This is a genomic window from Undibacterium paludis, from assembly GCF_022568815.1.
GTDB lineage: Bacteria > Pseudomonadota > Gammaproteobacteria > Burkholderiales > Burkholderiaceae_D > Undibacterium.
Genome location: NZ_JAKZHX010000009.1, coordinates 1 through 20,478, shown reverse-complemented (window position 1 = coordinate 20,478; position 20,478 = coordinate 1). Strand labels below are relative to the sequence as shown.

20 protein-coding genes are annotated in these 20,478 nt (G+C 51.0%); 19 read left to right on the top strand and 1 reads right to left on the bottom strand.

The features are described 5' to 3' along the window. The first annotated feature begins 4 nt into the window (after positions 1 to 4). The 17 genes from trpB (at position 5) to bamC (ending at position 18,967) form a co-directional block, all read left to right on the top strand. The gene (gene trpB / locus LZ463_RS15880) at positions 5 to 1,273 is read left to right on the top strand and encodes a tryptophan synthase subunit beta (protein ID WP_241456804.1); all 1,269 of its coding nucleotides are present in this window, start codon (positions 5 to 7) and stop codon (positions 1,271 to 1,273) included. A 119-nt stretch (positions 1,274 to 1,392) separates the two neighbouring features. Further along, positions 1,393 to 2,190 (top strand): tryptophan synthase subunit alpha, encoded by a 798-nt coding sequence (trpA, locus tag LZ463_RS15875; RefSeq protein WP_241456803.1) that lies wholly within the window; start codon positions 1,393 to 1,395, stop codon positions 2,188 to 2,190. A gap of 85 nt (positions 2,191 to 2,275) precedes the next feature. Beyond that, positions 2,276 to 3,148 (top strand): acetyl-CoA carboxylase, carboxyltransferase subunit beta, encoded by an 873-nt coding sequence (gene accD / locus LZ463_RS15870; protein WP_241456802.1) that lies wholly within the window; start codon positions 2,276 to 2,278, stop codon positions 3,146 to 3,148. A gap of 56 nt (positions 3,149 to 3,204) precedes the next feature. Then, complete coding sequence (gene folC, locus LZ463_RS15865) at positions 3,205 to 4,494, top strand: bifunctional tetrahydrofolate synthase/dihydrofolate synthase (protein ID WP_241456801.1); 1,290 nt, start codon at positions 3,205 to 3,207, stop codon at positions 4,492 to 4,494. Between the two features lie 61 nt (positions 4,495 to 4,555). Further along, positions 4,556 to 5,626 carry an SPOR domain-containing protein gene (locus LZ463_RS15860; RefSeq protein ID WP_241456800.1) on the top strand — a complete coding sequence of 357 codons (1,071 nt, stop codon included), beginning with the start codon at positions 4,556 to 4,558 and terminating at the stop codon, positions 5,624 to 5,626. 12 nt (positions 5,627 to 5,638) lie between these two features. Next, positions 5,639 to 6,127 (top strand): CvpA family protein, encoded by a 489-nt coding sequence (locus LZ463_RS15855; protein WP_241456799.1) that lies wholly within the window; start codon positions 5,639 to 5,641, stop codon positions 6,125 to 6,127. 21 nt (positions 6,128 to 6,148) lie between these two features. Continuing rightward, positions 6,149 to 7,669 carry an amidophosphoribosyltransferase gene (gene purF, locus LZ463_RS15850; protein WP_241456798.1) on the top strand — a complete coding sequence of 507 codons (1,521 nt, stop codon included), beginning with the start codon at positions 6,149 to 6,151 and terminating at the stop codon, positions 7,667 to 7,669. 248 nt (positions 7,670 to 7,917) lie between these two features. Further along, positions 7,918 to 8,865 carry an ABC transporter ATP-binding protein gene (locus LZ463_RS15845; RefSeq protein ID WP_241456797.1) on the top strand — a complete coding sequence of 316 codons (948 nt, stop codon included), beginning with the start codon at positions 7,918 to 7,920 and terminating at the stop codon, positions 8,863 to 8,865. A gap of 85 nt (positions 8,866 to 8,950) precedes the next feature. Continuing rightward, positions 8,951 to 10,249: an ABC transporter permease gene (locus LZ463_RS15840; protein ID WP_241456796.1), complete on the top strand. Its 1,299-nt coding sequence runs from the start codon at positions 8,951 to 8,953 to the stop codon at positions 10,247 to 10,249. Between the two features lie 198 nt (positions 10,250 to 10,447). Next, the gene (locus LZ463_RS15835) at positions 10,448 to 12,742 is read left to right on the top strand and encodes a TonB-dependent receptor plug domain-containing protein (protein WP_241456795.1); all 2,295 of its coding nucleotides are present in this window, start codon (positions 10,448 to 10,450) and stop codon (positions 12,740 to 12,742) included. Positions 12,743 to 12,892: 150 nt separating this feature from the next. After that, positions 12,893 to 13,747, top strand: coding sequence for a 3',5'-nucleoside bisphosphate phosphatase (locus tag LZ463_RS15830; RefSeq protein ID WP_241456794.1), 855 nt, complete (start codon positions 12,893 to 12,895; stop codon positions 13,745 to 13,747). 63 nt (positions 13,748 to 13,810) lie between these two features. Beyond that, positions 13,811 to 14,686, top strand: coding sequence for a protease HtpX (htpX, locus tag LZ463_RS15825; protein ID WP_241456793.1), 876 nt, complete (start codon positions 13,811 to 13,813; stop codon positions 14,684 to 14,686). Between the two features lie 55 nt (positions 14,687 to 14,741). Beyond that, positions 14,742 to 15,365 (top strand): L-threonylcarbamoyladenylate synthase, encoded by a 624-nt coding sequence (locus tag LZ463_RS15820; protein ID WP_241456792.1) that lies wholly within the window; start codon positions 14,742 to 14,744, stop codon positions 15,363 to 15,365. Between the two features lie 104 nt (positions 15,366 to 15,469). Then, positions 15,470 to 16,129, top strand: a complete 660-nt coding sequence (locus LZ463_RS15815) for a site-2 protease family protein (RefSeq protein WP_241456791.1) — start codon at positions 15,470 to 15,472, stop codon at positions 16,127 to 16,129. A gap of 27 nt (positions 16,130 to 16,156) precedes the next feature. Continuing rightward, positions 16,157 to 16,741 (top strand): class I SAM-dependent methyltransferase, encoded by a 585-nt coding sequence (locus LZ463_RS15810; RefSeq protein WP_241456790.1) that lies wholly within the window; start codon positions 16,157 to 16,159, stop codon positions 16,739 to 16,741. A 99-nt stretch (positions 16,742 to 16,840) separates the two neighbouring features. Next, on the top strand, positions 16,841 to 17,725 hold the full coding sequence (gene dapA / locus LZ463_RS15805; protein WP_241456789.1) for a 4-hydroxy-tetrahydrodipicolinate synthase: 885 nt from the start codon (positions 16,841 to 16,843) through the stop codon (positions 17,723 to 17,725). Between the two features lie 75 nt (positions 17,726 to 17,800). After that, the gene (bamC, locus tag LZ463_RS15800) at positions 17,801 to 18,967 is read left to right on the top strand and encodes an NlpB/DapX family lipoprotein (RefSeq protein ID WP_241456788.1); all 1,167 of its coding nucleotides are present in this window, start codon (positions 17,801 to 17,803) and stop codon (positions 18,965 to 18,967) included. 83 nt (positions 18,968 to 19,050) lie between these two features. Here the strand turns inward: bamC and LZ463_RS15795 are convergent, their stop codons facing one another. Then, on the bottom strand, positions 19,051 to 19,479 hold the full coding sequence (locus LZ463_RS15795) for a DUF1841 family protein (RefSeq protein WP_241456787.1): 429 nt from the start codon (positions 19,477 to 19,479) through the stop codon (positions 19,051 to 19,053). Positions 19,480 to 19,590: 111 nt separating this feature from the next. Here LZ463_RS15795 and LZ463_RS15790 point away from each other — a divergent pair, with 111 nt between their 5' ends. Both LZ463_RS15790 and LZ463_RS15785 read left to right on the top strand, forming a co-directional pair. Further along, a complete protein-coding gene (locus LZ463_RS15790; protein ID WP_241456786.1) occupies positions 19,591 to 20,172 on the top strand; it encodes a malonic semialdehyde reductase in 582 nt (193 codons plus the stop codon). A 117-nt stretch (positions 20,173 to 20,289) separates the two neighbouring features. After that, a partial coding sequence (locus LZ463_RS15785; RefSeq protein WP_489686125.1) for a transposase occupies positions 20,290 to 20,478 on the top strand: 189 nt, incomplete at its 3' end.

Here is a 20,478-nt window from a genome sequence, read left to right as displayed (position 1 = left end):
GAAAATGAAAGAACTCCAGTCTTTGGATGCTCAGTTCGAGCGCCAGTCTGTCGCCGGTCAGGCAATCTATCAGTCAGCCCAATATCATTTACCTGATTCACGGGGTCATTTTGGTCAGTTTGGCGGCACTTTTGTGTCCGAAACCCTGACTCATGCGCTGACAGAACTCAAGGATGCCTACGCCAAATTCCAGCACGATGCTGAATTTCTGGACGAGTTTCGCAATGAATTGAAGTATTTCGTCGGTCGCCCATCGCCTGTGTATCACGCCAAGCGCTGGTCTGATCTGATGGGTGGGGCGCAAATTTATTTCAAGCGTGAAGACCTGAATCACACAGGTGCGCACAAGATCAATAATGTCATCGGCCAGGCTTTGCTGGCCAAGCGCATGGGCAAGCCGCGCGTGATTGCCGAGACCGGGGCTGGCCAGCATGGTGTGGCTACTGCCACCATCTGCGCCCGCTTTGGCCTTGAGTGTGTGGTGTATATGGGCTCGGAAGACGTCAAGCGCCAGGCGCAAAATGTGTATCGCATGAAGTTGCTGGGGGCAACCGTAGTACCTGTCGAATCTGGTTCCAAAACCCTGAAGGATGCATTGAATGAAGCCATGCGTGACTGGGTGGCAAATGTCGATAATACTTTTTACATCATAGGCACGGTGGCTGGCCCGCATCCTTACCCCATGATGGTCAGGGACTTCCAGTCTGTCATTGGTGAGGAGTGCTTATGGCAGATGCCTGAACAGACCGGGCGTCAGCCAGATCATGTGGTGGCTTGTGTCGGTGGCGGCTCGAATGCCATGGGAATTTTTTATCCTTACATCGATCATCAGCAGGTCAGGCTCGTCGGTGTGGAAGCAGCAGGCGAGGGCTTGGAAAGCGGCAAGCATTCTGCCTCGCTGACAGCGGGTTCGCCCGGCGTACTGCATGGCAACCGTACCTATTTGCTGCAGGATGAGAATGGCCAGGTCATAGAAACTCACTCTGTGTCGGCTGGGCTTGATTACCCAGGTGTGGGGCCTGAGCATGCATGGTTGAAAGAAAGTGGCCGTGCACAATATGTGACCATCACTGATGATGAGGCGCTCAAGGCTTTTCACGACTGCTGCCGCATAGAAGGCATCATCCCTGCGCTGGAATCGAGTCATGCCCTGGCCTACGCGACCAAACTGGCCGCAACTTTACCCAAAGACAAGATTGTGCTGGCAAACTTGTCCGGTCGTGGTGATAAGGATATGCATACCGTTGCCGAACGGGCGGGCTTGAAATTCTGATTGACCATTGAACACACATGCGGGCGCATACATGAAGATGTGGCCTGCATGTCTTCCCTATCAAAAATTGAAATTGGTGCCGTCACTTTAGCGATGCGCATCAAATAAGGACTGACAAGATGTCAAAAATTCAAAATACCATGGCAGCTCTGGCTGCCAGTAATAAAAAGGGCTTGATTCCTTTTATTACAGCTGGCGACCCGGCGCCTGAATTGACCGTGCCATTAATGCATGCCCTGGTCGAGGGTGGCGCAGACATTATTGAACTGGGCGTACCGTTTTCTGACCCAATGGCAGATGGCCCTGTCATACAGCGTGCTTCTGAAAGGGCCCTGCAATTTGGAGTTGGTTTGCGGGATGTATTACAATTCGTCCGCGAATTCCGGCAAAGTAATCAAAAGACACCAGTTGTGCTCATGGGTTATGCCAATCCCATAGAGCGCATGGGGCAGGATACGTTCATTGCTCAGGCTGCTGAAGCCGGCGTGGACGGTGTGCTGGTAGTGGATTACCCGCCGGAAGAATGTGAAGAATTTGCAAGTAAAATGCAGCAACAGGGTATGGATACCATTTTCCTGCTGGCGCCGACCTCAACCGATGAGCGTATTGAGCAAGTTGGTAAAATTGCCAGTGGTTATGTGTATTATGTGTCCCTGAAAGGGGTAACCGGTTCTGGGGCGCTGGATCTGGATGCCGTTGCCGCGATGATCCCGCGTATCAGAAAGCATGTCCAAGTCCCGGTGGGCGTGGGCTTTGGTATACGGGATGGCGCCACGGCAAAAGCCATTTCCACCGTGTCAGACGCGGTTGTGATTGGTTCGCGTATCATCCAGGAGTTGGAGAATACCCCGCGTGAAAATGCTGTTGCTGCAGTAAAAAGCTTTATTTCTGGTGTCAGACAGGCTTTGGACGAGTAAAATACGCGCCTGACTGGTTCTTTTGCCAGAATGAACCTGATGCCGGGTTGTTAAAAAGATAGCCCGGCGGCCATAAGGAGAAAACATGAGTTGGTTAGAAAAACTGTTGCCACCGCGTATACAACGCTCGGAATCTGCAAATCGTAAATCGATTCCCGAAGGTTTGTGGGTCAAGTGCCCATCTTGCGAAGCGGTGCTCTACCGTTCTGATCTGGAAGCCAATATCCATGTTTGCCCAAAATGCAGCCACCATTTGCGCATAGGCGCACGTGAGCGTCTGGATGCCTTGCTTGATGCAGGCGGCCGTTATGAGATCGGCCAGGAAATCTTGCCTATCGATACACTGAAGTTCAAGGACAGTAAAAAATACCCTGATCGCCTGAAAGATGCACTGGAAACCACGGGTGAGACCGATGCCATGGTCGTCATGGGTGGTTCCATCATGGCAGTGCCTGTCGTCGCAGCCTGCTTTGAATTTGAATTCATGGGCGGCTCGATGGGATCTGTCGTTGGCGAACGTTTTGTACGGGGTGCTCAGGCTGCACTGGAGCAAAAAGTTCCTTTCATTTGCTTTACGGCAACGGGTGGTGCACGTATGCAGGAAGGTTTGCTGTCTTTAATGCAAATGGCCAAGACTACCTCCATGCTGACCAAGTTGTCCGAAAAGAAATTGCCTTTCATTTCCGTGCTGACTGATCCTACTATGGGTGGTGTTTCTGCTTCTTTCGCCTTCCTTGGTGACGTGGTGATTGCCGAACCCAAGGCTTTGATCGGTTTTGCCGGCCCGCGCGTCATTGAAAATACCGTGCGTGAAAAATTACCTGAAGGCTTCCAGCGCTCTGAATTCCTGCTGCAAAAAGGCGCCATCGACATGATTATCGACCGTCGCAAGATGCGTGAAGAGATTGCGCGTTTGCTTGCCTTGTTGCAAAACCAGCCTGCCGAAGCAGTATCCTGAATTAAATTGAACATCCAATAAGCCCGAAGCTGTCTTGTTCGGGCTTTTTTTACACTATGACAAATTTACCTGCCACTCTGGCTGACTGGCTGGCGGTGCTTGAAACTCGCCATTCCAAAGAAATTGATATGGGCCTGGACCGTGTTGCTGAGGTCAAGAACAAACTGGCTATTCACTACGATTGTCCCGTCATCATGGTGGCGGGAACGAATGGCAAGGGCTCTACCTGCGCCATGCTGGAAGCGGTTTTGATGCAGGCTGGCTACCGCGTTGGCCTGTACAGCAAGCCACACTTCCTTGATTTCAATGAGCGCGCCCGTATCAACGGCGAAATGGTCAAGGACGATGTTTTCATTTCCACTTTCAATGCGGTAGAGCAGGCGCGTGCAGATATTTCACTGACGTATTTTGAATTTACCACTCTGGCCATCTGCAAATTGCTGGCTGATGCCAAACTCGACGTGGTGATACTTGAAGTCGGGCTGGGTGGTCGTCTGGACGCTGTCAATGTCATTGATGCAGATGTATCCATCGTTACCAGCATAGACATTGATCACGTTGATTATCTTGGCGACACGCGGGAAAAAATAGGCTTTGAAAAGGCAGGCATCTTCCGTCCGGGCAAGGCTGCTATCTGCGGCGACCCCTTGCCGCCGCAATCCCTGATTGATCATGCCAATGCGATAGGGGCGGACCTGTGGCTGTTTGGTCGTGACTTTAACTATAACGGTGACAAGCAGCAGTGGAATTTTGCCGGGCGCAGTTTGCGTCGCAATTCGCTGGGTTATCCCAGCTTGCGCGGCGCGAACCAGCTCCTGAACGCCTCTGCGGTGTTGGCCGCGCTGGAAGCCCTTAAACATCAACTGCCAGTGGGGGCGCAGGAGGTGCGCACTGGCCTGGTCATGGTGGAGTTGCCCGGGCGCTTCCAGGTCCTGCCGGGCCGTCCCACTGTGGTGCTGGATGTGGCGCATAATCCGCATGCAGCTGCTACTCTGGCGCAAAATCTCGACAATATGGGTTTTCATGCATATACCTATGCCGTATTTGGCTCCATGCTGGACAAGGATATTGATGGTGTCATTGCTCAATTGAAAGATAAAGTTGATCACTGGTGTGTGACAGCCTTGCCTTTGCCGCGTGCGGCCCCAGTTGAGGTATTGAAAGATAAACTGATTGCTGCAGAGGTGTTGGCCGATGCAGAAAAGACGGTTACCAGCTTCGATACGCCGGAACAGGCTTATACAGATGCCATCAGCAAAGCGGGCGAAAATGATAGAATAGTGGTCTTTGGATCCTTCCTGACGGTAGCCGGTGTCATGCGCGCCCGTCGTTCGGCACTCCATTGATGTTTTTGCAGGCTGATTTGTTGTCGACAGACCAGTTTGCTAACCAACCAGAAATTTGCACATGGGTTTGCTCTCGCGTTTTACACAGAAGCAAGAAACTTCCGATAATCAGGATAGCGGTGAATTCCGCTCTCGCGCCGAGGAAGAGAGTATAGAAACTCGTTCCAGAAGCAAAAAGACGGAAACCAAACGCCGCTCCAAGGTCAATGACCCCATCCTGCCTGAAAAAAAACGGGCAAGGCGCCGCCTGATAGGTGCGGTCGCCCTGGCATTGGCGGCCATCATAGGCTTACCCATGGTGCTCGATTCCGATCCCAAGCCTTTGCCTGATGATATTAATATCCGCATCCCTTCCAAGGACAAGGCATTTGATGCCAGTGCGGCAAGTGATGATGCCGTGCCCAAGAAAAAGAATCTGGCAGTCAATGAAATCCCTGAGGAAATCATAGACATGCCAATGCCGGCGAAGGGCAAGCCAGATAATGCGGACAAGCAGACCAAATCCACAGCCAATGCAGGTAATGCAGCACTGGCTGCCCAGGCAGTCACCAATCAGGCAGCTACTCAAGCAACGGCACAAGTCAAGCCGGTAAAACCTGAAGTAAAAGCAGAAATCAAACAGGAAACCAAACCTGTCGTCAAAGTAGAAGTAAAGCCTGAACCAAAAACTGAGGTAAAAACTGTGCAGGTGCCGGCCAAACCGGCAGAGAAAGACGTCACAGTCGCAAAGAATGAGACCAGGTCAGAAACAAAGCAGGCTGAAAAGCCGGTGAAGCCTGAAACGAAACCGTCAGTCGCAAAGCCCGCCCATGCCGATGATGAGGCTGCGCGCGCCATGGCAATCCTGGAGGGCAAGGCTCCACCGGCCAAACCTGTTGTGGCCAAGCCTGAGGCTGCCGAAAAATCATCGTATTCCGTGCAGGCTGGTGCATTCTCCACGCAATCCAAAGTGGATGAAGTTCAGGCCAAACTGAAGGCTGCCAATATCCAGTCTTATACACAGAAAATCATCACGACCAATGGCGAAGTGACCCGGATCCGGGTGGGGCCGTTTGCCTCCAAAGACGAGGCAGACAAGATGCGCGCCAAATTGAGTAAGCTGGGTCTGAATGCCAGTTTGCCACCCAACTAGACCGGTGCAGACGTGACCATATTTGATTATGTCGTTTTGCTGGTGTTGATTTGCTCGATAGTGATCAGCACCATGCGTGGATTGATCAAAGAAATTTTGTCGCTGGTGAGCTGGATCATCGCATTTGTCATTGCCAATGCCTATAGTGATTTATTGGCGACCTGGTTACCGAATGCAGTGCCCGGTCAGATGGTGCGTCTGATTGTTGCTTTCATCGCCTTGTTTGTCGGTGTGCGCCTGATCATGGCGTTGGTGATGATGGCTGTGGATGCCCTGATCAATGCCAGCGGTATGAAGATGGCCGATCGGGGGCTGGGTGGTCTGTTTGGCCTGGCGCGCGGCTGCATACTGGTGTTGGCGGCGGTGCTGCTGTGCGGTATGACTTCGATACCGCAGCAACCTTTCTGGACGCATGCCTGGCTCAGTCCGCTGGCAGAAGCCGCAGCCAGGACAGTGATCCCTTTGTTGCCGACATCGGTGACTGAGCACGTAAAGTTTTAATTGTTTTTTTAGGAGTCCACCATGTGTGGCATCGTAGGCGTAGTTTCAAATAGTCCCGTCAATCAATTAATTTATGATGCGCTGCTGTTGCTCCAGCATCGCGGTCAGGATGCGGCTGGTATCGCAACCAATCACGGTAATAAATTCGCCATGCACAAGGCCAATGGTCTGGTGCGCGACGTATTCCGTACCCGCAATATGCGTTCTTTGCCCGGTAATGTCGGCATTGGCCAGGTGCGCTATCCAACAGCCGGTTCCACCAGTGAAGAAGAGGCGCAGCCATTTTATGTCAATGCTCCCTTCGGTATTGTGCTCGCACACAACGGCAATCTGACCAATGCCGTGGAGCTGAAGATGGAGTTGTTCAAAAATGACAGGCGTCACTTGAACACGGATTCTGATTCTGAGGTTTTGCTTAATATTCTGGCACACCAGATTCAGGAAGTGACCAGTGGCTACTCCCTTGATCCTGAAGCTTTGTTTCGTGCGGTATCCATGCTGCACAGGCGTGTACGTGGTTCGTATGCGGTGGTGGCGCAGATTTCAGGCTATGGTTTGCTGGCATTCCGTGATCCTTTTGGTATTCGCCCTTTGTGTATCGGTGCTTCACAGACTGATGCCGGTGTCGAATACATGATCGCCAGTGAATCTGTTGCGCTTGAAGGTCTGGGCTTCAAGTTCCTGCGCGATGTGGCGCCCGGTGAGGCCCTGTTCATTGACCTCGATGGTAAACTGCATAGCCAGCAATGTGCTGACAACCCCAGCCTCAATCCATGTGCCTTTGAATACGTGTATCTGGCACGCCCTGACTCCATCATCGATGGCGCCTCGGTTTATCTGACGCGCCTGAAAATGGGCGAATACCTGGCAGATAAAGTACGCAGTCAGTTCAGTGATGGTGAAATTGATGTGGTCATGCCCATCCCGGATTCATCTCGTCCTTCAGCGATGGAACTGGCACTGAAATTGAATCTTGATTACCGCGAAGGCTTCATCAAGAATCGCTACATAGGCCGCACCTTCATGATGCCGGGACAGGCGATACGTCGCAAGTCCGTGCGACAGAAGTTGAATGCCATCAGCTCTGAATTCAAGGGCAAGAGTGTCCTGCTGGTTGATGACTCTATCGTCCGTGGTACGACCAGCCGTGAGATCGTGCAGATGGCGCGTGAATCTGGCGCCAAGCGCGTGATTTTTGCATCTGCTGCGCCGCCCGTGCAATTCCCTAACGTCTATGGTATCGACATGCCTACCCGCAGTGAATTGATCGCCTATGGTCGTAGCGAAGAAGAAGTTTGCCGGGAAATCACTGCCGACGCCCTGGTCTATCAGGATGTGTCGGCAATGAAGCGCTCCATCTCTGATGTTAACCCCTTGCTGAAAAACATAGAAGCTTCCTGCTTTGACGGCTTTTATATCACTGGCGATGTGACTGCTGGTTATCTTGATAAGCTGGAAACGGCACGTAACAGCCCAAGGCCTGATACTGAAGACTTACTGCGCTCACAATTGAACCTTAATCTCGCTGCAAGAGCAGATTGAGGCCGTCCATATCTGCGATTTGTTGGCCTGATCTGATGTCTGCTTGATCATAATAGGGCAGGTCATCTGGTAATCCTTGTAAAAACCTCTGGGTAACCAGAGGTTTTTCTTTTTCATCGACTGCTCATATTGCTGGCAAGTGTGCTGATGTTGCTCTTACGCCCGTCGGAATATATTCCATTTGCTGAAAAAGCATTGATTGAATTACCATTGTTGCTACGGATTTTCCCTATCTCAAGGACTTTGTCATGACTGCTTTGCTGCTGGATGTGCAAAATGTAAGTAAGAGCTTTGGTGCGCGCAAGGTCGTCGACGGGGTATCGTTCTCTGTTGAGCGTGGGCAGACGCTGGGTTTGCTTGGACCCAACGGTGCAGGGAAATCAACTACTGTCAGCATGATTTGTGGTCTGTTAAAGCCTGACCAGGGCCAGGTTCTGGTCGAGGGGCAGACCATGGGGGCTGGGAATAATGCAGTCAAATTCAAAATAGGCCTGGTTCCTCAGGACCTGGCGCTATACGAAGACCTGCCATCGATAGAAAACCTGAGATTGTTTGGCGCCTTGTATGGTTTGAAAGGCAGTCAGTTGCAGCAACGCTGCGAGTCTGTCTTGAACCTGGTGAACCTGACGGATCGCGTCGCCGATAAACCGGCCACATTTTCCGGAGGGATGAAGCGTCGCTTGAATATCGCTGCAGCATTATTGCATGAGCCAGAATTGCTCATCCTCGATGAGCCCACTGTCGGTGTTGATCCGCAGAGCCGGAACGCTATTTTCGATAGCCTGGAACTGTTAAAGTCGCGCGGACTGACCCTGATCTATACCAGTCATTACATGGAAGAGGTCGAGCGCCTGGCTGATCATATCGTGATCATTGACCACGGCAAGGTCATCAGTAATGAGACGCCTGCTGATCTGTATCGCAGATTGCCAGCGCAGGCGGCACTCAGTGTGGATGTGCACACGAAAGTTGCCGAAACTGACGTAGCCAGCCTGAGCTTGATGCCAGGGGTCAGCAGCATCAATGTCAGTGATCAGGGTAAGCATCTTGAACTTGCACTGTCGAGTCATGAGATGGCGCTTTCCCTGCTTCAATGGCTGGCGAAGGCGGGCTACAAGACCAGCCATTTTGCGACCGCAAAAACCAATCTTGAAGATGTCTTCCTGACCTTGACTGGTCGCAGTTTGCGTGACTGACGGCACCCGTTTCGTTTTCGAACTACATTTTTATCCATCCTGAAGGCAGACATCCACCTGCACTGAACCGCTAAGGACAAGCATCATGACCGCCTTGTTAGCATTGATCAAGAAAGATCTGATACTGTTTATGTCAGATCGCCGAGCCTTGTTGCTGAATTTATTCATGCCCATATTGTTGGCTTCATTCTTTGGCTTTCTTACTGGTGGCGGTGGCAAGGACGCAGCAAAAATCGAGATAGCCATTGTTGTGCTCGACAATCATCCTATTGCCCAGAAAATTGTCCAGGGCCTGAAAGCTGAATCAACTTTATCAGTCAAGGAATTGCCGCTTGAAGAAGCCAAGGCCCTGGTCTTGAAAGGCAAGCTCAATATGGCAGTGGTATTGCCGGAGAATTTTGGTGAAAGCGCTGGTGCGGCTTTTTTTGGCGGCAAAGCTAAGCCCGAATTGCCGATCTATTATGACCCTTCCCAAACTGCTGTTCTGGCGATGGTGAAGGGAATGCTGACCCAGCAGGTTATGCAAAGTGTCAGCGCCGAAATGTTCAGCGGAAAAGCAGGGGCAAAATTTGTCGACCAAACCATCCAGGATCTGGAGAAATCTGACAAGGCAATGAAAGAGAATGGCGAGCTCCACGATTTTCTTGGCAGCTGGAAGAAATTCCAGGACAAGCAACTGACCAAGAGTAATGCGGATACCGAAGAGAAGTCAGCGGTCAGTGCTGGTCTCAGCATGCCATTCACAACGAAGGATCAGGCCATGGCTGCAGGTGATCCGGTGACCAGCAAGTACAATGGTTTTGCGCATTCTTTTGCCGGCATGAGCGTGCAATTCATTTTGTTCATGGCGATTGATGCCGGTATAGGGGTGCTGCTCGCCAGACGTCTTGGTTTGTGGAACCGTTTATTGGCTGCGCCTGTGGGGTTGAATACTTTATTGATGGCACGAGGCCTGTCTTGTGCGCTGATCGCCAGCGGTTTGATGAGCTTCATCTTTGCCGTGGCTGTGCTGGTATTTAAAGTCAAGATAGCGGGCAGTCTGCCTGGCTTTATCGGCGTGGTGATTTCATTTTCATTGATGACCGCCAGTTTTGGCCTGCTGATTGCGGCTTTCGGCAAAACACCAGAAGCAGCACGTGGCATATCCATTTTTGCAACGCTGATCATGGTCATGCTCAGTGGCGCCTGGATGCCCTCGTTTTTATTTCCGCAATGGTTGCAAAATTTTACATTGATCGTACCGACTCGCTGGGCTGTCGATGGTCTTGATGCCATGACCTGGCGCGGATTAGGTTTTGATGCTGCGCTGCCTGCAATGCTGGTGCAGCTCGTCTTTGCAGCATTCTTTGGTTTTATCGCCATATGGCGTTTCCGTAAAGTGTAATGGCGATAGCCGCGTATTTCTCACGTGAATTTTTGTCATACCGGTATCGCAAAGTAACTGGTATGACCACTTTGTTTCATTTCTATACAAATTTGCCAGCCTGTTTGCTGGCATTCGGGCTTGCTTAAAAATACAATCTTGGCACAAGAGCGGGGACTGTCCTCGGCTCGGCTTATGTTGTACCTGAGTTTGAAGCCCATGCATCCAATTTTTAAATTACGAACTTTGACACTTGCAATTGCCGGTGTTTTTTCTGTCACTCATTTTGCCTATTCGCAAACTACCCCTCCTGAATCGGTAAAGAGCCTGGAAGAGAGTTCCCGGGACAATAAGGCAAAAGATAAGGCTGGTAATAAAAAATCGGATGCTCCGGTTCCCAGAGATGGCATACAAAAAGTCACCATCAGTGGTGGACGCACTGATCAGGAAGAGCGTCGTCAATCGACTGCGGCTAAAATCATTTTTGGTCGTGAAGAACTTGATCGTAATGGCGATAGCAGTCTTGGCGAGGTTCTTAAACGCCTGCCAGGCGTTACTGTCGGTGGTCGCCCGGGGCGTGGCGGTGACATCCGCATGCGCGGCATGGGTAATGGTTATACACAAATCCTGATCAACGGAGAACGTGCACCTCGTGGTTTTTCTATGGATAGTTTGTCGCCAGATCAGGTCGAGCGCATAGAAATTATTCGTGGCACTGTTGCTGAATACAGTACTCAGGCGGTGGCTGGTACGATCAATATCGTCTTGCGTGAAGAGTACAAGCAAAAAAACACCGATTTAAAAATGTCGCTTGGCTTTGAGCAGGGGAGAATTGCGCCCAACTTGTCAATCACGGTGCCTGGTGAGTTGGGGAGTCTTTCGTATGCATTAAGTGGTTCCATCATGCAGAATCGCCAGCATGATGATGGCAGCACTTTTACGAATGAAAAAAATGCTGCCGGTGAAGACAGTCTGATACAGAATCAACATGACCAGACCAATCGTAAAACGACAGGTATCCACCTGACGCCGCGTTTCAATTATAAATTTGAGAATGGCGACACTTTGATGGTGCAACCGTTCCTGATGAATTCACGTAGCGACTCGAATAACCGTAGTGATGTGGATGTGACTTTGCGTACCAGAGACCCATCCATTACTACCGAACCTTTTGCTCTGGCAACATCGTCAGCGCATTCTGAAACCACATTCCTGCGTGGCTTTGGTAACTGGCAGCACAAGTTTGAAGGAAATGCCAAGCTTAACATCAAGTTTGGTGGCGGCCTGGGCAAGATGGAGAGCTCTTCATTGCGCTACCAGTTCGATAAAGATGGCAAGCAACTGGATGTCATCAGCGATGTTAATAATACCCGTGACAGCAGTATTAATACCGGAGGTAAATTCACCATGCCTTATGGTGAGGGCCATACCCTGACTGCCGGTTGGGACCTGGAGATGGGCAAGCGTAGCCAGACCCGCATTTCGCTTGATAATGGCCTGCCGCAATTTGCAGATTCTGGTGATAACCTCGATGCCAGTACCCGTCGCCTGGCGAGTTTTGTCCAGGATGAATTTGATATCAATCCGCAGTTTTCCGCCTATGCAGGTTTGCGCTGGGAAGGCATCAAAACCAGTAGTACTACCTCCAAGGGTGGTGTGGACAATACCAGCAGCGTCTGGAGCCCCGTGCTGCATGGTGTCTGGCGCATCCCCGGTGCAGGTAAAGACCAGATCAGGACCAGTCTGACACACAGCTATCGTGCCCCGGCCCTGAACGATCTGATCGCCTTGCCGAGTATCTCAAATCAGAATAGCTACTATCGTCCTGACCGTACCGGTAACCCTAACCTGAAACCGGAATTGTCCAAAGGTATGGACCTGGCTTTTGAACATTACCTGACGCGTGCTGGCATTATCAGTGCCAATTTCTTCATACGTGACATTGATAACCTGATACGCAGGCGCACGGTGCAGGTGACTACGCAAAAAGATGGTGCTGACGTAATGCGCTGGGTTTCTTCGCCAACGAATATTGGCCATGCCACGACGCGAGGCATAGAGCTGGAAGCAAAATTCCAGCTGCAGGAGTTCTTCCCCAATGGCCCGGCGATTGATGTGCGCAGCAACTACAGCCATTTCTGGTCCAAGGTGGATGATATTCCCGGACCGAATAATCGCCTTGACCAGCAACCGACGCAGACAGCAAATTTTGGTCTTGATTACCGCCCTGCAGGCATACCGCTGACTGTCGGTGGTAATATCAACTGGACACCCGCTTACGAAGTGCAAAGCAGTGAAGCGCAACTGAATACGACAGGCGTTAAGCGCCAGCTTGATCTGTATGGCTTGTGGAAATTCAATCCCAACCTGCAAGTGCGTTTGTCGGCAAACAACCTGACCGCCAATGACTACCTGAGCGGTAGCCGTGTACTGTCGAGCCAGGTCAATCGCATTGACTACAATACGTCCAGAACCTATACCACCTGGACTTTACGGGTAGAAATGAAGATATAAGCAAAAGCTGATCGTGCAGTGCAGCACGAACAGAGCAGGGGGAGTACAATACTTGTGTATTGTGGCGCCGGATGCGGCCTTTCTGCAAAAAACAGGCAGTTGGGCAATTGATGAGCTTGCCCCCTTGTTTTTCTGCCAATTTTATTCATCATGTTATCTTCAGAACTTAATGTCGACTTGCATAGTCACTCTACGGTGTCCGATGGGGTGCTGGCTCCGGCGCAACTGGCCGAACGTGCCAAAGCCAACGGTGTGGATGTTTGGGCGATGACTGATCATGATGAGGTACGAGGTATTCCCGAAGCGAGGGCGGCTGCCCATGACCTCGATATGCTGTATGTCCCGGGTGTAGAGGTGTCGATTACCTGGGCGGGCAAGACCATACATATCGTTGGACTGAACATAGACGAAAAAAACTCGGACCTGGTTGATGGCCTGGCGCAGACGCGTTCTGGTCGTGAACGCAGGGCACGTGATATGGCGGCAGAACTGGCCAGTCGGGCCGGCATTCAGAATAGCTATGAAGGCGCACTCAAGTATGTCGGTAATCCAGACTTGATTTCACGCTCGCATTTTGCCCGTTACCTGGTTGAAATCGGTGTTTGTGCCTCGGTTTCTGAGGTGTTCAGGCATTACCTGTCTGATGGTAAGCCCGGATATGTGCCGCATCGCTGGGCTACCCTGACTGAAGCAGTGGGCTGGATACGTGGCGCTGGTGGTGTTGCCGTTGTTGCCCATCCCGGCCGCTACGATCTGAGTCCTTTGGCCTTTGACGCTTTTTTCACTGAATTCAAAAATCTTGGTGGATTGGCAATAGAAACGGTAACGGGAAGTCATAGCGTCGATCAATACGACGAATATACAAAAGTCGCGGCGCACTATGGATTTTTATCCTCTCGTGGTTCGGATTTCCATTCCCCGCAAGATGCGGAAGTGGATATAGGACGTTTGCCGACCTTGCCAAAAATGGCACGCCCGGTTTGGGAGCAGTGGTCCCTGACTTGAAATCAGGGACTTAAGCCACATTTATGGGGCGTGAGTCGTGCAATTTCCTCTGGGAGGTGAGTCATGAAGCGTATCGTCCTGTTTCTGTTGACCAATCTGGCGGTCATCGCCGTCATGTCTGTTGTGTTGTCTATACTGGGTGTTAACCGGTTTTTGACGGCAAATGGTTTGCAGTTGTCGACCTTGCTGGCATTTTCTCTGGTGGTCGGTTTTACTGGCGCCATCTTCTCCTTGTTGATCAGCAAGCCCATGGCAAAATGGTCGACTGGTGCCAGGGTCATTGATTCACCCTCGACATCGACAGAGTTCTGGCTGGTGAATACGGTAAAGGCTTTATCCGAGAGGGCTGGCATCGGTATGCCCGAGGTGGCAATATATAATGGCGAAGCAAATGCCTTTGCTACCGGTGCTTTTAAAAATTCTGCGCTCGTGGCCGTGTCGACAGGCTTGCTTGAGGGGATGACGCGGGAAGAGGTGGAAGCCGTCCTGGGACATGAGGTTGCCCATATTGCCAATGGCGACATGGTTACCATGACCTTGATACAGGGCGTGGTGAATACGTTTGTTGTGTTCCTGGCGCGAGTGGTCGGTTATGCTGTTGATAAAGCGGTATTTCGTAATAGCGATGACGACAGGCCTGGTATCGGTTATATGATTACGGTGTTTGTCTGTGAGATATTGTTCGGGATAGCTGCTTCGATGATTGTTGCCTGGTTTTCCCGTCAGCGTGAATTTCGTGCAGATGCGGGCTCGGCAAACTTGCTCGGCAATCGCCAGCCCATGATACATGCGCTGGCAAGACTTGGCGGTTTGCAGCCTGGCGAATTGCCGAAATCAATGGCTGCTTCCGGCATCAGTGATACACCAGGCTGGGGTGCTTTGTTTTCTACGCACCCGCCACTTGAGCAACGCATAGCTGCCTTGCAGAACTTGCGTTAATTTTCAGTACTGATTTTTTTAGCGGCGGTAGCGAGCTACCGCCTTTCTTGTTTTTATGAGCCAATTTTTCCAGATACACCCCGATAATCCGCAGTTAAGGTTGATCAAGCAGGCGGTGCAGATCATTGACAATGGCGGCATCGTTGCCTTGCCTACAGACTCCTGCTACGCCCTGGTCTGTCATCTTGATGACAGGGATGCGGTGACCCGTTTGCGCAAAATACGCGGCGTCGATGAAAAACATCATCTGACCTTGTTATGCCGTGACCTGTCTGAAATTGCCCTGTATGCCAAGGTCGATAACCGCCAATACCGCATGCTGAAGGCGGCAACGCCTGGTCCGTACACGTTTATCCTGGAAGCCACCAAAGAGGTGCCACGTCGACTCAGCCACCCGTCGCGAAAAACCATAGGTCTGCGCGTGCCGGAAAATGCGATTACCCATGCGCTGCTGGAAGAGCTTAAACAGCCTTTGCTTGGCACCACGCTGATATTACCCGACGAAGCAGAGCCGATGACTGATCCTGAACAAGTGCGTCAAAGGCTGGAGAAGCTCGTTGACCTGGTCATTGATGGCGGGGCCTGCAGCCTGGTGCCGACAAGTGTGATCGATATGACGAGGGACGCGCCGGAACTGGTGCGCCAGGGCAGGGGTGACGTGTCACTATTCGGTTTGTAGTGCACGATTTGCCCGATTTCTTCTTGCTGCCTGTGTTGACGCAAGTTGATGCAGGCAAGAGTCAATCCAAGCGTTATTCCAAGCGTTAATTCAAGAGTCAATACATGAATGATCTGATACAAACAGTCCTGGTTTATGCCTTACCCGTCGTTTTTGCCATCACTTTATATGAGGCAGCACGTGGTTATGCCGCCCGTTATTTTGGTGATACGACGGCACTTGCACAAGGTAGGCTCAGTTTTAATCCCATGGTGCATATCGACCCTATTGGCACTCTGGTTATGCCGGCGGTTCTTTATCTGGTCAGCAACGGTACTTTTTTGTTTGGCTATGCGAAACCCATGCCCATCAATTATTCCATGTTGCGTGATCCTAAAAGGAACCTGAAATGGATTGCCTTATCAGGACCGGCATTTAACCTGGTCATGGGCTTCGCCTGGTTGTTACTGTCCTTGCTCCTGGGGCTTTTCAAGATTGACGAGATTTTCTTTCTGGAGATGACGCGCGCAGGGGTTTTGACAAACCTGGCGATGTTCGCATTTCATTTGTTACCCATCCCCCCGCTTGCTGGTGGTCAGATACTGCTCAGCCTGCTGCCCCATGCGCAGGCATACAAATTTGCCAAAATAGAACCCTATTGTTTCTTCATCCTGATAGGTTTGGCCATGCTACACATCTTGCAGTACTGGATGGGGCCCCTGATGGCGCTGGGTGGTTTCGCATTGCAGCTACTTGCCTCACCGTTTTATATGTTGCTGGGCTGAATTGTCGAGGTCGCTTTGTCCAATAGCATGATGACAGCCAGATCGCATTTGCAGCTCACCCAGCCTTCTGCATGGCTGCAACGCTTTGCTCCTTTGATGCAAGAGCTTGATGGCGTTGTGCTGGACCTTGCCTGTGGGAGCGGCCGGAATAGTTGCTATCTGAACTCCCTGGGTTTGCAGGTGTGGGCTCTGGACAGGGATATGCAGGGATTTGCACAGCTGCAAGCCGCAGGTATTGAGACCATCAGGCACGATCTGGAAACTGGTGACGCAGGATTTGACTGGCCTTTTGCTGAAAGCAGCCTGGCAGCTGTCATCGTCTGCAATTACCTGCATCGCCCCTTGTTCCCCCAGTTGCTTGCCAGCTTGCAAGACCAGGGGCTATTGATCTACGAAACCTTTGCTGCCGGCAATGAATTGTTTGGCAAGCCATCAAATCCTGCCTTTTTATTGCAGTCTGGCGAACTTCTGGCGCAGATGCAGTCTAATCCTCAAGTCAGAATGTCAGTCATTGCCTATGAAAATGGCTATGTTGATCAACCTAAACCAGCCATGCTGCAGCGAATTTGTGCCAGAAAAACTGGAAAAGTCAGTGCTTTGGACAAGCTTTGAATCAAATGCTCACAAGTTTAGAGGCTTTATCCTGCTATTTGCGCCCCGATCACCAGCGTATCCGCTACAATCAGGGTTTTACTTTTTTCTTGCATTAACATGACAAAGATTCAAGGTAGTCTGGTTGCGATCGTAACCCCCATGCATGCAGATGGTAGTCTCGATTTGCCTTGTTTGCGCAAATTGATTGACTGGCATATTGCCGAAGGTACCGATGGCATCGTGATTGTTGGTACAACAGGTGAGTCTCCCACTGTTTCCGTTGAGGAACATTGCGAACTGATACGTGTTGCTGTTGAGCATGCAAATAAACGTATTCCGATCATCGCTGGCTCTGGCGGCAATTCAACAGAAGAAGCAATAGCGCTGACCAAGTTTGCCAAGCAGGCTGGTGCGGATGCCTCCTTGCAGGTCGTGCCTTATTACAACCGTCCTACCCAGGAAGGTATGTACCAGCATTTCAAGAAGATTGCTGAATCGGTTGATATTCCGATCATTTTGTACAATGTGCCTGGTCGTACCGTGGCAGACATGTCGAATGAAACCATACTGCGTCTGGCGCAGGTACCTGGCATTATTGGTGTCAAGGACGCTACGGGTAATATTGCCCGTGGCACCGACCTGATCCGTCTGGCACCCCCATCTTTCGCTGTCTATTCTGGTGATGATGCGACTGCCGTTGCGTTGATGCTGTATGGTGGCAAGGGCAACATTTCCGTGACGGCCAATGTGGCGCCCAAGGCCATGCATGAATTGTGCGCCGCTGCCATGCAAGGTGATGTCAAGCAAGCCATTGCCATCAATAATCGCATGATTCCCCTGCACAACAAATTGTTTATCGAACCCAATCCTTTGCCAGTGAAGTGGGCAATGGCGGAAATGGGCTTGATACCGACGGGAATACGTTTGCCCCTGGTGACCATGGCCGAGCAATATCATGAAACCGTTCGCGCAGCGATGCGTGAAGCCGGTGTATTACAATGACCCCCTGAACGGCCTGGAAACATGCACGTTTGCTTCACGCAGTTTTAATTGATACTAATACGTAGGGACTTTCACATGGCAAAAAGCTTTGTTGCTAAAAACGGGATCATAGGCGCATTGGCGCTGGCAGGTCTGACTGGCTGTAGTTCAATCGGCAATATTCTCGAACCAAACCGGATCGACTATAGAAGCGCCAGCAAGGCAACGACCGCCTCTCTGGAGGTGCCACCAGATTTGACGCAGATACGACGCGACAACCGCTTTTCCATCCCTGAAGCAAACAAAAGTAGCGCAACAGCTTCCAGCTATAACCTTGAAAAGGGTAATAAGGCTGCCAATAGTAGCAGCGGCGTAGTTGCCGCCAAACAGATTCAGAATATGCGCATAGAGCGCAATGGCAATAGCCGCTGGTTGGTGGTGAAGGACACGCCAGAAGCCTTGTGGCCACAGCTGAAGGATTTCTGGCAGGAATTGGGTTTCCTGATCAATGTAGAAAATCAGGAAGCTGGCGTCATGGAAACCGACTGGGCTGAGAACCGTGCAAAAATCCCTCAGGATATTATTCGCAATACCTTGGGCAAGGTTCTCGACTCTCTGTATTCTACCGGCGAGCGTGACAAATTCCGTACTCGTATTGAGCGTGGCGCGAATGGTGAAGTGGAAATTTACATCAGCCATCGTGGTGCCCAGGAAGTGCTGGTTGGTGCGCAAAAAGACGGCACAGTATGGACGCCTCGTGCGGCGGACCCTGGACTGGAAGCTGAGTTCCTGTCACGCCTGATGGTACGCTTGGGTTCTGATGGCGAAAAAGCTAAGACTGCAGTGGCTGCACCGGCCGCAAACGGCAAAGCTCATGCCCAACTGTTGAAGGCTGACGGCAAGACTTATGTCGAAGTCGATGAGGCGTTTGATCGTTCATGGCGCAGGGTCGGTCTGGCACTGGACCGCATAGGCTTTACGGTAGAAGACCGTGATCGCTCGCAAGGACTGTATTTTGTTCGTTATGTGGACCAGGATATTGACGCCAAGAACAAGGGCGGCGGTGAAGGTTTCTTCTCCAGGCTGTTCTCGTTTGGTTCCACCAGTGATGCAACGAAGAATACCCAGAAATACCGCATCCTCGTCAAGAACGCTGCCAATGGTGAAGTCAGCCATGTTTCCGTGCACGGTAGCGATGGTAAGGTGGATTCCTCACCGGTCGCAGAGAAAATCCTGCAACTCTTGAATGACCAGTTGAAATAAGCGATCAAGTTGATAAAAAAGCGAGGCTAGTCCTCGCTTTTTTTATTTGCAGCAAATTTGTTGTTCTGCGCTGTTGTAGCCTGTTAGCTGCATCGTTGCTTCAGCGCTTCAATATAGGCTTGCCCATCAGGTGGCAAGCCTGTTCTTTGTGAATTCCAGATCATTTCCCCCAGACACTCCATGATTTCATGGTGCGCTTCGTGCTCAGACTGGTGTTTTCTGGCCAGTATCTGGAATGCCTGCCTGATCCCCGGTGGTTGATCGACGGAAATCTGCTCAGCGATGGACAGGTGCATGGACAGGTGCAAAAAAGGATTGGTTTGTCCCTGGTCGACGCTGTAATTGGCTTGCAGGGCAAGCTCCACATCTGCCAGGTCGGCATCATATTCAGGGTGCTGCCTGATCCAGTCTGAGGCGATGATTTCCAGTGGTGTCAATACCAGGTTTTCGCGGGACTTGCGAAAGGTTTCACAAAAAAAACGGCGTACATCGTGTTGGCTGGGGGTAAACATAAAAGTGCAGAAAATCCGAAGTGGGCCTATTGTAAAAGGAATCGTGATGACATGGGCTGAAGCTTTTGCCGACTTGCGGTATCATCCAGCACTATTTTGAAAGGAAGCCCCATGTTATCCAAAGAAGCAATAGACATTTTGTTTATAAACGCCCGTACCCATAATGCCTGGCTGGACAAGCCGGTGACGGATGAACAATTGCAGGAAATATATGATTTGATGAAGTGGGGCGCGACTTCTGCCAATTGCTCCCCAGCTCGCATCGTATTCGTCAGATCTGTTGCTGAAAAAGAGAAATTGCTGGCCTGTGTATCCCAGGGTAATTTTGAAAAAACCAAAGCGGCTCCAGTGACTGCCATCATAGGCATGGATATGGAGTTTTACGAAAAGCTGCCGCAGTTGTTCCCACATGCAGATGCACGCTCGTGGTTTGCCGGCAATCAGGCTGCTATTGATGCCACGGCTTTCCGCAATTCTTCCTTGCAGGGGGCTTATTTCATGTTGGCAGCCCGCGCAGCAGGGCTGGATTGCGGTCCTATGTCAGGTTTTGACGCCGATAAACTGAATGATACCTTCTTTGCTGGCAGCAGCATCAAGGTCAACTTTATCTGTAATCTGGGGTATGGTAATGCTACACAATTGTTCCCGCGTTCACCGCGCCTGGCTTTTGATGAAGCCTGCAAAATAGTCTGAGTATGGTTTTACCATGCATGTACGTGCATGCATGAGTTAGGGAATCTCTGATTAAGTATCCGAGTATCGCTTCAGAAACGTTAATATAAGCCTATTGCCCATTGAATCACGAATGCGATGAAACAGACGACATTTGCCGAAGGTGGATTTGAACGCTACGCCAAGACAACAAAGCGAGCGGTGTTTCTCTCCGAGATGAATCATGTCGTGCCGTGGTCCATGCTGTGCAAACTGATAGAACCCCATTATCCCAAGGCAGGTAACGGACGCCCGCCTGTTGGTGTGGAGCGCATGCTACGCATTTAC